The 14,004-nt window shown below is 64.2% G+C and carries 12 protein-coding genes, 1 tRNA gene and 3 pseudogenes; 15 read left to right on the top strand and 1 reads right to left on the bottom strand.

All coding sequences use genetic code 11. The features are described from left to right. The first annotated feature begins 6 nt into the window (after positions 1-6). The 6 genes from BHD06_RS11540 to BHD06_RS11515 all read left to right on the top strand — a co-directional run bounded on the left by BHD06_RS11540 (position 7) and on the right by BHD06_RS11515 (position 6,866). Complete coding sequence (locus BHD06_RS11540; protein WP_080457168.1) at positions 7-1,791, top strand: sodium:solute symporter family protein; 1,785 nt, start codon at positions 7-9, stop codon at positions 1,789-1,791. A gap of 115 nt (positions 1,792-1,906) precedes the next feature. Continuing rightward, entirely contained in the window at positions 1,907-3,748 is a 1,842-nt protein-coding gene (locus tag BHD06_RS11535) for a DUF294 nucleotidyltransferase-like domain-containing protein (protein ID WP_080457167.1), read from the top strand. 3 nt (positions 3,749-3,751) lie between these two features. After that, positions 3,752-4,258, top strand: a complete 507-nt coding sequence (locus BHD06_RS11530) for a hypothetical protein (protein ID WP_080457166.1) — start codon at positions 3,752-3,754, stop codon at positions 4,256-4,258. Between the two features lie 34 nt (positions 4,259-4,292). Next, the gene (locus BHD06_RS11525; RefSeq protein ID WP_080457165.1) at positions 4,293-4,673 is read left to right on the top strand and encodes a response regulator transcription factor; all 381 of its coding nucleotides are present in this window, start codon (positions 4,293-4,295) and stop codon (positions 4,671-4,673) included. Next, positions 4,670-6,736, top strand: coding sequence for an exonuclease domain-containing protein (locus BHD06_RS11520; protein ID WP_080457164.1), 2,067 nt, complete (start codon positions 4,670-4,672; stop codon positions 6,734-6,736). Before BHD06_RS11525 ends, BHD06_RS11520 begins: the two co-directional genes overlap by 4 nt. A 56-nt stretch (positions 6,737-6,792) precedes the next feature. Further along, positions 6,793-6,866 (top strand) — tRNA-Gly (locus BHD06_RS11515). A 25-nt stretch (positions 6,867-6,891) separates the two neighbouring features. Here the strand turns inward: BHD06_RS11515 and BHD06_RS24670 are convergent. Continuing rightward, positions 6,892-7,183, bottom strand: a pseudogene (locus tag BHD06_RS24670) (transposase); the annotation flags it as partial. Positions 7,184-7,287: 104 nt separating this feature from the next. On the opposite strand from BHD06_RS24670, the pseudogene BHD06_RS11505 reads away from it, so the two are divergent. The 9 genes and pseudogenes from BHD06_RS11505 (at position 7,288) to BHD06_RS11470 (ending at position 14,003) form a co-directional block, all read left to right on the top strand. Further along, positions 7,288-8,686 (top strand): annotated as a pseudogene (locus BHD06_RS11505) (aldehyde dehydrogenase family protein). Continuing rightward, the gene (locus tag BHD06_RS11500) at positions 8,683-8,976 is read left to right on the top strand and encodes an AMP-binding protein (protein WP_080457163.1); all 294 of its coding nucleotides are present in this window, start codon (positions 8,683-8,685) and stop codon (positions 8,974-8,976) included. Before BHD06_RS11505 ends, BHD06_RS11500 begins: the two are co-directional and overlap by 4 nt. After that, positions 8,951-9,082, top strand: a complete 132-nt coding sequence (locus tag BHD06_RS24290) for a hypothetical protein (protein WP_254892392.1) — start codon at positions 8,951-8,953, stop codon at positions 9,080-9,082. Before BHD06_RS11500 ends, BHD06_RS24290 begins: the two co-directional genes overlap by 26 nt. Before the next feature lie 12 nt (positions 9,083-9,094). Further along, positions 9,095-9,277: pseudogene (locus BHD06_RS24285) on the top strand (AMP-dependent synthetase); the annotation flags it as partial. 259 nt (positions 9,278-9,536) lie between these two features. Beyond that, complete coding sequence (locus BHD06_RS11490) at positions 9,537-10,013, top strand: nucleoside deaminase (RefSeq protein WP_080457162.1); 477 nt, start codon at positions 9,537-9,539, stop codon at positions 10,011-10,013. A 34-nt stretch (positions 10,014-10,047) separates the two neighbouring features. Further along, entirely contained in the window at positions 10,048-11,184 is a 1,137-nt protein-coding gene (locus BHD06_RS11485) for a PotD/PotF family extracellular solute-binding protein (RefSeq protein ID WP_080457161.1), read from the top strand. A 61-nt stretch (positions 11,185-11,245) separates the two neighbouring features. Then, positions 11,246-12,124, top strand: coding sequence for an ABC transporter permease (locus BHD06_RS11480; protein WP_080457160.1), 879 nt, complete (start codon positions 11,246-11,248; stop codon positions 12,122-12,124). Continuing rightward, the gene (locus tag BHD06_RS11475; RefSeq protein WP_080457159.1) at positions 12,121-12,915 is read left to right on the top strand and encodes an ABC transporter permease; all 795 of its coding nucleotides are present in this window, start codon (positions 12,121-12,123) and stop codon (positions 12,913-12,915) included. The genes BHD06_RS11480 and BHD06_RS11475 overlap by 4 nt, the downstream gene beginning before the upstream one ends. Continuing rightward, positions 12,915-14,003 (top strand): ABC transporter ATP-binding protein, encoded by a 1,089-nt coding sequence (locus BHD06_RS11470; protein ID WP_080457158.1) that lies wholly within the window; start codon positions 12,915-12,917, stop codon positions 14,001-14,003. The genes BHD06_RS11475 and BHD06_RS11470 overlap by 1 nt, the downstream gene beginning before the upstream one ends. The last annotated feature ends 1 nt before the right edge of the window (position 14,004 follow it).

Raw genomic sequence — 14,004 nt, 5'->3', positions numbered from 1 at the left:
GGGACAATGGATCAGTTTACACTCAACCTGCTGTTCGTGAGCGCGTCCTTCGCGCTCTATATCGGCATCGCGATCTGGGCACGCGCCGGATCGACCTCTGAATTCTATGCGGCGGGCCGTGGGGTGCACCCCGTGACCAACGGCATGGCCACCGCCGCCGACTGGATGTCGGCTGCCTCGTTCATCTCGATGGCGGGCCTCATCGCCTTTACCGGTTATGACAACTCGACCTTCCTGATGGGCTGGACCGGTGGATACGTGCTGCTGGCGTTGCTGCTGGCACCGTACCTGCGCAAGTTCGGCAAGTTCACCGTCTCCGAGTTCATCGGCGACCGGTTCTATAGCCCGACCGCTCGCATGGTGGCGGTGATCTGTCTGATCGTCGCATCGCTGACTTACGTGATCGGTCAGATGACCGGTGTCGGCGTGGCCTTTGGCCGCTTTCTGGAGATTTCCAACACCGCCGGTCTGCTGATCGGGGCCTGTGTGGTTTTCGCCTACGCGGTGTTCGGCGGCATGAAGGGCGTGACCTACACGCAGGTGGCGCAATATGTCGTGCTGATCATGGCCTACACCATTCCGGCAATCTTCATCTCGCTGCAACTGACCGGCAATCCGATCCCGGCACTGGGTCTTTTCGGTGATCACGTCGCCTCGGGCGAGCCGCTTCTGACCAAGCTTGATCAGATCGTGCGCGAACTGGGCTTCAACGAATATACCGCCCATCATGGCGATACGTTCAACATGGTGCTGTTCACGCTGTCGCTGATGATCGGCACCGCCGGTCTGCCGCATGTGATCATGCGCTTTTTCACCGTTCCCCGCGTGGCCGATGCCCGCTGGTCGGCGGGCTGGGCGCTGGTCTTCATCGCGCTGCTGTATCTCACGGCCCCGGCTGTGGGTGCGATGGCACGGCTCAACATCACTGAGCTGATGTGGCCCAACGGCACCGATGCGCAGGCGGTTTCTGTCGAGCAGATCGAGACCGATGCCAAGTATGACTGGATGGCCACATGGCAGAAAACCGGCCTGCTGGGCTGGGAAGACAAGAACGGCGACGGGCGTATCCAATACTACAACGACGCCAATGCCGAGATGCAGGCGAAGGCTGCGCAAGAAGGCTGGGCCGGAAACGAGCTCACGAACTTCAACCGCGACATCCTTGTTCTGGCCAACCCCGAGATCGCCAACCTTCCGGGCTGGGTGATCGGTCTGGTCGCGGCCGGTGGTCTTGCCGCAGCACTCTCGACCGCTGCCGGTCTTCTGCTCGCGATCTCCTCGGCGGTGAGCCACGATCTGATCAAGGGGCAGCTCAATCCGGGGATCTCGGAAAAGGGCGAGCTTTTGTCGGCGCGTGTCGCGATGGCGGCGGCGATCGTGGTGGCCACCTATCTGGGCCTCAATCCGCCGGGCTTTGCGGCGCAAACCGTGGCGCTGGCCTTTGGTCTGGCGGCGGCCTCGATCTTCCCGGCGCTGATGATGGGCATCTTTACCAAGGTGAACAACAAGGGCGCCGTGGCGGGCATGATCTCGGGTCTTGCGATCACGCTGATCTACATCTTCCTGCACAAGGGTTGGCTGTTCATTCCTGACACCAACAGCTTTACCGACGCCGATCCGCTGCTTGGCACGATCAAGTCGACCTCCTTCGGGGCTGTGGGGGCTGTGATCAACTTCGCGGTGGCCTTTACCGTGTCGAAGATGACCGCCCCGATCCCGCAAGAGATCGAAGATCTGGTCGAAAGCGTGCGCGTGCCCAAAGGTGCGGCGGCAGCGGCTGCCGATCACTAAGCAAGCCGGGCTGGGGCGGCGCAGGACGCCGCCCCCGTCTTTTCCGCCCGCCGATATTTACGGCACGCATGGGCGCTTTTAGACTATTTCCAGACATCCCCAGAAAGGCCCGGCAATGCCCGAGAGCGACCCCGCCCTGATCGACAAGCTCTGCGCGCAGCCGCCTTTTGACGCGCTCACGGGTGCGATGCGCGCGCGGCTTACCCCCGGTCTGACGGTCGTGGATCTGGCGCAGGGTGAGACGCTCTTTGCCAAGGGCGCGCCGCTCAAGGGGCTTTACGTGGTCGTATCCGGCGCGTTCGACATTCAGACCGGGGCCCATGACATCGTGTCTCATCGCGGTCCCGGCGATATCATGGGCGAGCGCGGCCTGCTGCGTGACGGCACAGCACAACTGACCGCCCGCGCGTCAGAGGCGGCCCGCCTGATCCTCATCCCCGGGGCAGAGTTCCTGGCGCTGATGGAGGAGTGCGACGGCATCGCCCGCTGGTTCGCCCGCGCGCGTGCCACCGACCCTGCCGATACCGGCCCCTATGCCACCGGCCTCACCGCGCTTCAGGTTTCGGACCTGATGGCGAAACATCCTGTCACCTGCGGGCCGGAGGCGACGATCACCCAAGTGGCGCGGTTGATGCGAGACAACGTGATTTCGTCTGTCGTGGTGATGGAGGCGGGACATCTGGCGGGCATCATCACCGCCCATGACCTGACCAACAAGGTACTGGCCGAAGGGCTGGACGGGCAGATCAGGGTGGCGGAGGTGATGACGCCCGACCCGGTGACCATCGCGCCGAATCGTCTTGGCCTCGATGCGCTGATGCTGCTGTCGGAGATCAAGGTCAATCACCTGCCGGTGGCGCAGGGCGGCCGCGTGGTGGGGATGATCGGCAAGACTGACCTCTTCCGCCAGCAGGCCGCCACCGCCAGCCATATGGTCGCCGATATCGCCCATGCCGAGAGCGCGCAGGACATGGCCCATGTGATGGAGCGGGTGCCGGGCCTTCTGGCGCAACTGGTGCAGGCGGGGGTCAAGCCCGCGTCGATCACCCGGCGGATCACCGATATCACCGATGCGATCACAAGGCGGCTCTTGCGGCTGGCCGAGGCGCGGTTGGGCCCGCCGCCAGTTCCTTACCTCTGGACCGCCTGCGGCTCTCAGGGGCGGCGCGAGCAAACGGGCGTTAGCGATCAGGACAATTGCCTGATCCTAGACGACGCGTTTGATCCCGCGCGCCACGACGCCTATTTCGCCGATCTCGCCAAATTCGTCAGCGACGGGCTGGATACCTGCGGGTTCTTCTACTGCCCCGGCGACATGATGGCGACCAATCCGCGCTGGCGACAGCCGCGCCGTGTATGGCGCGAGTATTTCGCGGGCTGGATCGCGCAGCCCGACAACGAGGCGCAGATGCTGGCCTCGGTCATGTTTGACCTGCGCGCCATCGCGGGCAAGACGGCGCTCTTTGAGAACCTGCAGGCCGAGGTGCTGGCGCAGGCCCGCAAGAATTCGATCTTCGTGGCGCATATGATCTCGAACGCGCTCAAGCATACCGTGCCGCTGGGCCTCTTGCGGGGGTTTGCGCTGATCCGTTCGGGTGAGCACAAGAACACCATCGACCTCAAGCATTCGGGCGTCGTTCCGGTGGTCGATCTGGGGCGGATCTATGCGCTGCTGGGATCACTGGAAGAAGCGGGCACCCGCGACCGGATCGAGGGTGCGCGCGGGGGGGGCGTGATCTCGGAAAGCGGCGCGCATGATCTGCTCGACGCCTATGACCTGATCGCAGAGACCCGGCTGCGCCATCAGGCGGCGCAGATCGCGGGCGGCAAGGTGCCGGATAATTTCATGAACCCGTCCGATCTGTCGGATCTGGAGCGCAATCACCTGCGCGATGCCTTCATGGTGGTCAAGACAATGCAATCGGCCATCGGGCAGTCGCGCGGGGCAAGAGGATAAATCATGTTCTTTGAACTCGTCGCCACATTCGCCGCAGGCGCGGTTGCCGCCGGTCTCGCCCTCATCTTGGGGCATCTGAGCGGCGGACGTCTGCCCAAATGGATTACGCCGGTGATGGCCGGGGCGGCCATGCTGGGCTATGCGATCTGGTCGGAATATAGCTGGGCGGGGCGCACCACCCAAGGGCTGCCCGAGGGGGTGGAGGTTTTGGTCACCGTCGAGGAGACGCGGTTCTGGAAGCCGTGGACCTATGTCATCCCGCAGACCACGCGGATCATGGCGCTTGATCGCGAGAGCGTGCAGACCAATCCGGATGCCCCCGGTATCCTGCTGGCCGATCTCTATTTCTTTGCACGCTGGACACCGCCCGCGAAACGCCCGCAACTTGTGAACTGCGCGCAAGGCGCGCGTGCCGATGTGAGTGGTGCGGCGCTGGCCGACCCGTCCGAGGCCACGTGGAGGAGCATGGCCGAGAACGACCCGCTGAGCGAGGCGCTCTGCCAGACTTGAATGCGCCGGACATGACCGGGAGAGGAGGCCCGCAATGTCGCAAAAAACCGTTCTGCTCGTCGAGGACGAGGACAATATCGCGCTGGCGCTCACCCATCTGATCGGGCGGGCGGGCTATGCCCTGCGCCGGGTGGCGAGCGGAAATGCGGCGCTGGATGCGCTGGCCGAGGAGCGGCCCGATCTGGTGGTGCTCGACGTGATGCTGCCGGAGCGTTCGGGCTACGAGATTTGCCAGATCATTCGCAGGGACGCCGCCCTCAAGGGCATCAAGGTGCTGATGATCACCGCTGGTGGCGGCGAGGTGGAGCGGCGCAAGGGCATGGCGGTGGGGGCCGATGCCTTCATGACCAAGCCTTTCGCGGCCGCGGATTTGACCGCGCAGATCAACGCGCTCTTGGCGGGGGAGGGGGCATGATCGAGCGTCTGACCAAGCGGCTTGGCCTGCGGCTGCGCTTTGCGCTCTTCTTTGCCGTCCTCGGTCTGGGTGGTGCGTCGTTGATCGCGGGGGCGCTGATCTTTGGCCACGCGCGCGCGGGCGGGCCGCCCGATGGTTACGTGATCGCGGGGCTGATCGGGGCGCTCGGGCTGCTGGGGCTGGCTGCGTGGATCGGGCTATTGTTCGATGAGAACGTCGCCAAGCCGATCCTCGCGCTCGCCTCTGATCTGACCACTCGCGCCCGTGCGGATGTCGATTTGCAGATCGACGAGGGGCAGGCCAAACATCTCGGCACGCTCGCCCCCGCCGCCAACGCGATCAACGCCGCGCTCTCGGAGGCGCGCGCCGCGCGGCAACGCGCGGTCGAGCGTGAGACCGCCCGCATCGCCCGGGAAAAGGCACTCTTCGAGGCGCTGTTTCGCGATCTGGGCGAGGGGGCGGTGGTGGCCACGCCCGACAATCGGGTGATGCTCTATAACCGCATGGCGCAGGAGTTGCTGGGCGAGATCGGCCTTGATCGCCCGCTCTCGGCCTTCCTGCGGCCAGAGCCGGTGATGGATGCGCTGGCGCGGATGCAAAAGGCGCGGGTGCGCGGTGAAATTGCCGCTGAGACCTTTCTCGCCGCTTCTGCCGATGGCAATCGCTTTCTGTTGGGTCGCGTGAGCCCCATCCTGTCGGATGAGGAACTGTCGGGCCATGTCCTCATTTTCCGCGACGCCACCGAGGATCTGAGCGCCCATGCCGCCCATGATCACCTCTTCACCGCGCTGATGGAGGGGGTGCGCCGCCCCGCAGGCACCATCGGCGCGCTGCTGGAGGTGCTGCAATCCACCGATGATCTCGCCCCCGAAGAGCGTGCGCAGATGCGACAGGGGATCGAGGACGAAGTGGCGCGGCTGTTCTCCTGTCTCGACGATCTGAGCGCCCGCCATGCCGCGATCAAGTCGCGCCGCTGGCCGATGTCGCCGGTCGCGGTCAGCCATGTGTTCGACGGGGTGCGCGCCCATTCCAACGCCGATGTCAGGATCACCCGCAGCGAGGCGATGCTGGCCTGCGACGGCTTTGCCGTGACAACGCTGCTCGCGCGGCTCTCATGCCACTTGACCGAGAATGGCACCCGAGACGCGCTCACCCTCTCGGCCGAGGTCGAGGGAGCCGAGACCCGGCTGATCCTCGGCTGGCAGGGCGAGGCGGTGACCGACGGACAGATGACCGGCTGGCTGCGCGCGCCGCTGTCGGAGGCTTACGGCGCCTATTCCGGGCGCGACGCGCTGGCCGCGCATCAGACTGACCTCTGGGCCGAAACGGCTGCTGGCGGCTACCGGATCGTGCTGCCCCTGTCCTCTGCCGCGCCGCGCCTTGCCCCCGGCGATGCGCGGCCCGAGTTTTACGATTTCAACCTGCCCGATGCGCCGGGCACCGATCTGGCCGAGACGCCGCTCTCGGATCTGAGTTTCGTGGTCTTCGACACCGAGACCACCGGCCTCTCGCCGCGCGGCGGCGACGAGATCGTGCAGATCGCGGGGCTGCGCATCGTCAATGGCCGCATCCTGCGCGGTGAAAGCTTTGACACGCTAGTCAATCCGGGCCGCGCCATCCCGCCTGCCTCGACCCGCGTGCATCACATCAACGACGCGATGGTCGAGGGTGCACCCGACATCGCCGAGGCCGGGCAGCGGTTTCACGAGTTCTGCCGGGGCGCGGTTCTGGTCGCGCATAACGCGCCGTTCGATCTGGCCTTCCTGCGGCTCAAGGAGCAGGTGATCGGGCGGCGGTTTGACAATCCGGTACTGTGCACCGTGCTGATGTCGGCGGGGCTGTTCGATCATACCGGGCAGCACACGCTCGATGCGCTCTGCGACCGATTCGGCGTGCGCATCCCGCCCGAGGCGCGCCATACCGCCATGGGCGACACGGTGGCCACGGCCGAGGTCTTCATCCGCATGCTGGCACTCTTGCAGGCCAAGGGCGTGACAACGCTTGGCGGCGCGGTCACCGAAGAGGGGCGGATGACCCGCATTCGCAAGGCACAGAACTACTGAGCGCCGCTTGGCGTCTTGACCCTCGCCGCAGGCTCTACTAACAACGGGGCCGTTGAGCGGGCGTTGTGTAATGGTAAGACCTCAGCCTTCCAAGCTGATGATACGGGTTCGATTCCCGTCGCCCGCTCCAAATCTACAATATACCGCAGCGACGCCAAAACCCGGAATTTGTCGTAGTTGATGACCCGGAAGTTGTCTGACACCTGCTCTTGGCTTGGATAGTGCCGATTGTGTGTCACGTGTTGGTGCATGACGGCCCACAGCCTTTCTATCGGGTTCAGATGTGGGCAGTAGGGCGGCAGCTGGATCAGATGGATGCGACACTCTGGTCTGGCCAGGAATGTCCCTGACATCCGGTCCTTTGTGATAGGCTGCATTATCCCAGATCACATGGATCAATCGCTTGTCAGGATTGCGCTCTTCGATCTTCGCCAGAAGCTGTGCGGCTCGTGAAGAGACCCTGAAAGACCTTCTGTCAGGGCTGTAATCCGCAATCAGTCAGGGCGCGCGTTGAGAACGTGCCCAGATATCGATGAAAGTGAGATCGAGAGATGAACGCGCCAGACCCGCTTGCCAACTGGAAGATGTGATTGCCCGGTCGCGTGCCGCGCAGGCGTGCTACGAGGCGGAGGGCAGTCAACTGCGCTATGACCGCGCGGCGCAGGCCGTGGCATGGGCCATCATGGAGCCCGCGCGCAACGCGGCGCTTGCCGAACTGGCGGTCGAGACAACCGGGCTTGGCAATGTCGATGACAAGATCATCAAGAACCACCGCAAGACGCTGGGCCTGATGCGGGATATCATGGATGCGGTGACCTATGGCGTGATGTCAGATGATCCCGAGACCGGGATCACCGAGATTGCACGCCCCTTGGGGGTTGTGGGCGCGATCGTGCATCGACCAACCCGGTGGCGACCCCCGCGAACAATATCATCAACGCGCTGAAATGCGGCAATTCGATTGTCGTGGCCCCTTCGCCCAAGAGCGTGCCCAGTTGCGAGACGCTGATCGAGTATATCCATGCGGAGTTCGCCAGGATCGGCGAAGACTCGGATCTGGTGCGGATGGTGCCGGCCCCGGGCTCCAAGGTGAAGACACAGGCCCTGATGGAGGGGTGTGACAAGATCGTCTGCACCGGCAGCCAGAACAATGTGCATCGCGCCCAGATGGCGGGCCTCCCCGCAGTGGCCGTGGGGGCAGGGAACGTGACGGTAATCGTCGATGAGACCGCCGACCTTGCGGCGGCAGAGAAAATTCGCGCGTCCAAGTGCTTTGACAACGCCACCTCCTGTTCGTCTGAGAATGCGCTCGTGGTTGTGGATGCGGTCTATGATGGCTTTGTTGCGGCGATGGCCGTTGCGGGCGGTGCGGTGACCGACGACGAGGCCGCCGTGGTCGCGGCGTTGTGGCCCGACGGGCATCTGAGCCGCGAGGTGATCGCGCAGGACGCGGACCGAATGATCGCCGCGCTGGGGCTGGCGGGCAGGGTGCCCGACGGGACCGAATATATCGCCGTGCCGACGACCGGCATCGGCCCCGATCATCCACTGAACGGCGAGAAGCTGAGCCGGCTTCTGGCGCTCTATCGCGCCGCCGATTTCGACGCGGCAATCACGACCACGCGCACCATTCAGCTGCATCAGGGCGCGGGCCATTCCGTGGGGCTGCACAGCACGGATGCCGACCGTCCTATGATCCTCGCCAGGGCGATTCCGACCAGCCGGGTGATCGACAATCAGGCGCATACCTTTGCCACCGGCGGGTCGTTCACCAACGGGATGCCGTTTTCGCTATCGATGGGCTGCGGCTCTTGGGGCGGCAATGCAACCCACGAGAACCTGCATTGGCGGCATTTTTTGCAATCCACCAAGATCGTGCGGGAAATTCCGCCGCGCGAGCCGAGCCTTGAGGATATTTTTGCGGAGTACTGGAACGAGGCCGGACGATGACGCTGGACCCGAACAGCCTGCCGGGCGGGACGATCCGTGACTGGCTGGATTTGCGGGCCGGGGCCGGTGGCGTCTCGGTCGTGTTTCCAGAAACCGGGACGCGGATGACATGGGCCGAGTTGCGCGAGGCGACCATGGGGCTTGCCCGGATGCTGACTGCGAGCGGTGCGGCCAAAGACGAAGGCGTGGCGGTCATGGCTCCCAACAGCCGAAGATGCGCTCTGCGCCTTTTACGGGGCGGCCTATGGCGGGTGCCGGACGGTGATGATCAACCTCGATGCCGGGCGTGACGCCATAGCGTATGCGCTCGACCATTCCGAGGCGCGGTTTGCCTGTGCGCATCCCGCCTGCGCCGATCTGTTCGCGGCGGCCTTTGCCCGGACCTGCGCGTGCTAGGGCGAAACGGTCGAGGCGGCGGTGCGGCTGTGCGACGGCTCGACGCTGGAGCCCGCGCAACTGATCGAGATTTGCCGTGATCGGCTGGGTTCGTTCAAATCGCCTGACCGGGTGCATTTCATTGCCGAACTGCCCAAGGGGCCATCGGGCAAGATCCAACGCCTGAAACCGGCCGACATCCTGCCGCCGGGATAGGGCGTGCCGCCTTTGACCCCGACGCGGGCATGCCCGCGTGCCGGGCCGGGCATTGGCACCGGCACATCCATGTCATCCCGATCATCGGACCGCACGAAACCCCGAACGCCTGCCATTTGACCAAATGGAGGTAAAACGCGCATTTGCAGGGCAGTTTCCCGGATGTGCCGTGAGATCGGCCGCCGCGTTTCGGTCCGCAACTTGACTTGCGTCAGGGCCTTTCCTTTCGTTCAGGCACGTTCAATCCCGGGGGCAACACATGGACAAGACCAACTTCATGCGCAGGGCGATCGAGATCAGTCGTCGCGAGATGCTGGAGCATGGCGCCGCGCCGTTCGGGGCGGTTGTGGTCAAGGATGGCAAGATCGTCGGCGAGGGCTGCAACCACGTCGTGAACCGCCACGATCCGACCTCGCATGGCGAGATCGAGGCCATTCGCGACGCGGGCCGAAACCTGGGCACATGGGATCTGTCGGGCTGCGATCTCTACACCACCTGCGAGCCCTGCGAGATGTGCGTGGCCGCCATGTTCTGGGCCGGGATCGACACGCTTTATTATGCCAACACGCTGGCGGATGCCGAGGCGCTGGGCTTTGACCTGCAACCGTTGCGCGACATGGTGCGGGCCGATCTGCACGAGCGCGCGCTGCCCACGGAGCGGCTGCTGGCCGCCGAGGCGCGCGAGGTTCTCGACCTTTGGACGACACAGCCCAACTTCGACACATTTCAGGGCTGACCGCAGATAAAATCAAAAACGGGGAGACCAAGACATGACCGATTTCAGAAGATATGCAGGGCTGCGCAAGGGGCTGAACCGCCGGACCGTGCTGAGGGGCCTCGGCGCAAGCGCCGCACTGCCATTGCTGTCCAGCCCCTATGTGGCGCGGGCGCAGGAGAACACGCTCAACCTTCTGTGCTGGCCCGGGCACAACGACCCCGAGGTCGTAGGCCCTTTTGAGGAAAAGCACGGCGTGCGGGTTGTGGCCAAGGAGTATGTCGGCGGCGATAACATGATGGCGCTGGTGAGCCAGTCGCCGGTGGGGGCCTATGACGTGATCCTTGCGGATGCGGAATATGTCGTGCAGCTGCGCGATGCGGAGTTCATCAACCCGCTGAGCCCCGAGGATTACCCGTTCGAGGATTTCTTTCCCGAGTTCCAGAAATTCGAAGGCCACTGGCTGGACGGTGACCTCTATTCGGTGATCATTCGCTACGGGTTCCTCGGGGTATCCTACCGAACCGACGTGTTCACCCGTGACGAGGTGGATACCTATCAGGCCATGTGGGATCCCAAGGTCACCGGCAAGGTGGGGTACTTTGACTGGTATCTGCCCTCGATGGGTTGCGTGGGACTGGCGGGCGGCAATGACAATCCCTTCGATATCGACGATGCCGGTTTCCAAAGGATGTCCGAGACCCTGATGTCGCTGAAGCCACAGACCTCGGGCTTCTATTCGATGGCCAATACCTTTTCGTCCCTGACCAACGGCGATGCCGCGATCATTCCCGGCGTGGGCGACTGGATCACGCTGCTTTTGTCGGCTGATGGCGTCCCGGTGGACAGCTGGGTCCCGCGCGAAGGCGGGTTGCAATGGACGGAATCGCTCTCCATCGCCCGGGGCACGCCGAAGCCGGATCTCGCAAAGGCGTTCATCCAGTACATGGCCTCACCCGAAGGTCAGAGCCGCAGCGCGCGCATGCCCGCCTATAACGCCTCGATCCCGTCGCGCGCCGGTTGGGTTCAACTCAACAAGGACGCGCCCGAGCACGCCCGCCTCCTTCGGCATACCTTCGAGGACCGCAACGTGATGGACGAATTCGCGGATGGCAAGATCCACATTCGCAAGACCCCCGTGCAGCAACCGGTCGAGGATTGGACGGATGTCTGGACCGACTTCAAGTCCTGACGCCGCATCACGACCGGCGGGGGCGCAAGGTTCCTCGCGCCCCCGAACCAAAGGCTGATCCATGCCAGACACCATTACCACCTCGCGTCGTCGCCCCCAGATCGACGGGTTCGCCGCCTTCTGGGCGGCCCCTGCATTGATCTGGAACGGCCTGTTTTTCCTGGCTCCGCTGGGGTTTCTGGTCGGGATGACCTTCTGGGTCGTGCGCAACTACCGGCTGACCCCGGATTTCGTGCTCTCCAACTGGGAACGGATGTTCACGCGCGGCTTTTTCTGGGAGAGTTTCCTCTACACCGTGCAGATCGGCGCGGTGACCGCCATGGTGGCCAGCCTGCTGGCCTTTCCGGTGGCCTATTTTCTCGCCTTCCGTGCGCGCCCGTCAGCGCGAAGGCTGGCGATCTTCCTGCTGATCACCCCGTTTTTCACCAGCTATCTTGTCCGGGTCTATGCCTGGATGGTCATTCTCGCGCAGGAAGGCGTGGTGAACGCGGTACTGGGCGGGATTGGCATTGCGGCGGTCTCCATGCTCAACACCTCCTTTGCCACGGTGATCGGCTATCTGACGCTGTGCCTGCCGCTGGTCATCCTGATCCAGTTCTTCGCCCTGTCCAATGTCGACCGCGACCTTGTGGGGGCGTCGCACAACCTGGGCTGTGGGCCGGTGCGGACGGTGCTGACCGTCGTGATACCCTCGGCGCGGATCGGGCTGATCCTGGCGGCGGCCTTTGCGTTCATCCTGTCCTTCGGCGACTATGTGAGCCCGGTCTTCCTGGGTGGGTCGAGTCCACCCACCATGTCGATCCTGATCGTGGATCAGACGAAATCCGGCAATAACTGGCCGCGCGCCGCCGTTGTGGCCGTGGTGATGATCGCCACGCTGGTCACGGTGCTGTTCTCGGCGCTGGCGCTGGCCTATGGTCGCGGGAGGGCGCGGGCATGAGAGGCGTCTGGACTGATCGCCTTCTCGGCGGTGTCACGATCGTGGTTTTCCTGTTCATCCTCGCCCCGGTGGCGTCGATCATCGTCTTTTCGTTCAATGCCGACCGCTATCCCAGCCTGCCCTGGGGTGGCTTCAGCCTGGATTGGTACCGCGCGATCCTGACGGATGAGACCGTGCGCCGCGGCTTTGGGCGCAGCCTGCAGGTGGCGGCGATCGTGTCGGTTCTGGCCACCTTCATCGGGTTTGCCACGGCCTATGTCGATTACCGGTTTCGCTTTACCGGCAAGCTGGCCTTTCTGGCGCTGGCCGCCCTGCCGCCCACGGTGCCTGTGCTGATCCTTGGACTGGCGATGCTGTCCTTCTTTTCACTGATCGACCTCGTCGGCACGCTGACCGGGGTGATCGCGGGGCATGTCGTGCTGTGTTCGCCCTTCGCCATGGCGTTGATCCGGATGCGGCTGGCGGAAATGAGCCCCGATCTGGAGGGCGCGGCGTGGAATCTCGGCGCGACCCGCTGGTCGTGCATGCGCAGCGTCGTGCTGCCGTTCTGCAAGCCCGCGATCTTCTCGGCGCTGGCGATCACCGCTGCGGTGTCGTTCGACGAGTTCATGATCGCATGGTTCGTCTCCGGTCTGAACGAAACGCTGCCGGTGCGTATCCTCGCGATGTTGCAGGGGCAAGTCAGCCCGCGCATCAATGCCATCGGCACCATCGTTTTCGTAATCACGATCGCGCTGGTGTTCCTTGCGCAGTTTCTCACAACACGCAAAGCCGACAAGGAGGCTCCGTGATGGCCGCGCCCAATCCCATTCTCTTGCTGAACCAGGTGACCAAATCCTTTGGTGACACGGTTGCGCTGCACCCTACGGATCTCGCTATCGAGAAGGGCGAATTTATCGCGCTGATGGGGCCGTCGGGCTGCGGCAAGACCACGACGCTGCGGCTGATCGCGGGGATGGACTATGCCAGCGCGGGCCAGTTGCTGATGTGGGGGGCCGACGATATTACCGCGACGCCGCCCTGGGAACGCGACATGCCGATGGTCTGGCAGAGCTACGCTCTCTTTCCGTTCCTGTCGGTGCGGGAAAACGTGGAATTCGGCCTCAGACAGAAGCGTCGCCTGCTGAGCCCGGAGCGGCGCAAGCGCGCGCTCGAATGGCTCGACCGGCTGGGCATCGCCGATCTGGCGGAGCGCTCGATCCACCAGCTTTCGGGCGGTCAGCGTCAGCGCGTTGCGATCGCGCGGGCGCTGGCGCTGCATCCCGAAATCTTGCTTCTGGACGAGCCGCTATCGGCGCTCGATGCCAATCTGCGCCTGCACATGCAATCCGAATTGAAGCGGCTGCACAGCGAATTGGGGATCACCTTCCTTTATGTCACGCATAATCAGTCCGAGGCCTTTGCCATGGCCGATCGGGTGGTCATCCTGTCCGATGGGCGGGTGCAGCAGATCGGCGCGCCTAAGGAGGTTCACCGCGCCCCGGCCAATCGTTTCGTGGCCCGGTTCGTTGGCGCGAACACCATTCTCGACGGCAGAATGACCGGTGCCGGGACCATCGAGACGCCGGTGGGCACCTTCGGCATCGCGCGTGGCACGCCGCCGCCCGCCCATGCGGCGGCAAGCCTGCTTGTGCCGGCCGATCGCGTCACCCTCTCGACCGAGGCAACAGGCGCGAGCAACGAGGTCGCCGCCGAGGTGCTGACCGAGGAATTCACCGGGTCGTTCGTGACCGTGATGCTGCGCCTCGCGGATGGGACGGAAATGAAGGTGCAGAAACAGCAAAGCGAAATCGACGGTCTCGATCTCAGGCCCGGTGCCCGGCTTTTTGCAGGCTGGCCCGGCGAGGTCGGATACGTCCTGCCAGGGGAGGCGTGCTGAC

It is taken from the genome of Roseovarius sp. A-2 (genome assembly GCF_002072155.1).
In the GTDB taxonomy this organism is placed as follows: Bacteria; Pseudomonadota; Alphaproteobacteria; order Rhodobacterales; family Rhodobacteraceae; genus Roseovarius.
Note: the sequence above shows the minus strand (reverse complement) of the source record. Positions and strands in the feature narration are given on the sequence as shown.

What these genes read in the sequence shown, in the direction of transcription:
- BHD06_RS11485 (WP_080457161.1), top strand. Translation starts at nt 10,048, where the DNA reads ATGACCGATTTCAGAAGATATGCAGGGCTGCGCAAGGGGCTGAACCGC.
- BHD06_RS11540 (WP_080457168.1), top strand. Translation starts at nt 7, where the DNA reads ATGGATCAGTTTACACTCAACCTGCTGTTCGTGAGCGCGTCCTTCGCG.
- BHD06_RS11525 (WP_080457165.1), top strand. Translation starts at nt 4,293, where the DNA reads ATGTCGCAAAAAACCGTTCTGCTCGTCGAGGACGAGGACAATATCGCG.
- BHD06_RS11475 (WP_080457159.1), top strand. Translation starts at nt 12,121, where the DNA reads ATGAGAGGCGTCTGGACTGATCGCCTTCTCGGCGGTGTCACGATCGTG.
- BHD06_RS11480 (WP_080457160.1), top strand. Translation starts at nt 11,246, where the DNA reads ATGCCAGACACCATTACCACCTCGCGTCGTCGCCCCCAGATCGACGGG.
- BHD06_RS24290 (WP_254892392.1), top strand. Translation starts at nt 8,951, where the DNA reads ATGATCAACCTCGATGCCGGGCGTGACGCCATAGCGTATGCGCTCGAC.
- BHD06_RS11490 (WP_080457162.1), top strand. Translation starts at nt 9,537, where the DNA reads ATGGACAAGACCAACTTCATGCGCAGGGCGATCGAGATCAGTCGTCGC.
- BHD06_RS11500 (WP_080457163.1), top strand. Translation starts at nt 8,683, where the DNA reads ATGACGCTGGACCCGAACAGCCTGCCGGGCGGGACGATCCGTGACTGG.
- BHD06_RS11470 (WP_080457158.1), top strand. Translation starts at nt 12,915, where the DNA reads ATGGCCGCGCCCAATCCCATTCTCTTGCTGAACCAGGTGACCAAATCC.
- BHD06_RS11530 (WP_080457166.1), top strand. Translation starts at nt 3,752, where the DNA reads ATGTTCTTTGAACTCGTCGCCACATTCGCCGCAGGCGCGGTTGCCGCC.
- BHD06_RS11535 (WP_080457167.1), top strand. Translation starts at nt 1,907, where the DNA reads ATGCCCGAGAGCGACCCCGCCCTGATCGACAAGCTCTGCGCGCAGCCG.
- BHD06_RS11520 (WP_080457164.1), top strand. Translation starts at nt 4,670, where the DNA reads ATGATCGAGCGTCTGACCAAGCGGCTTGGCCTGCGGCTGCGCTTTGCG.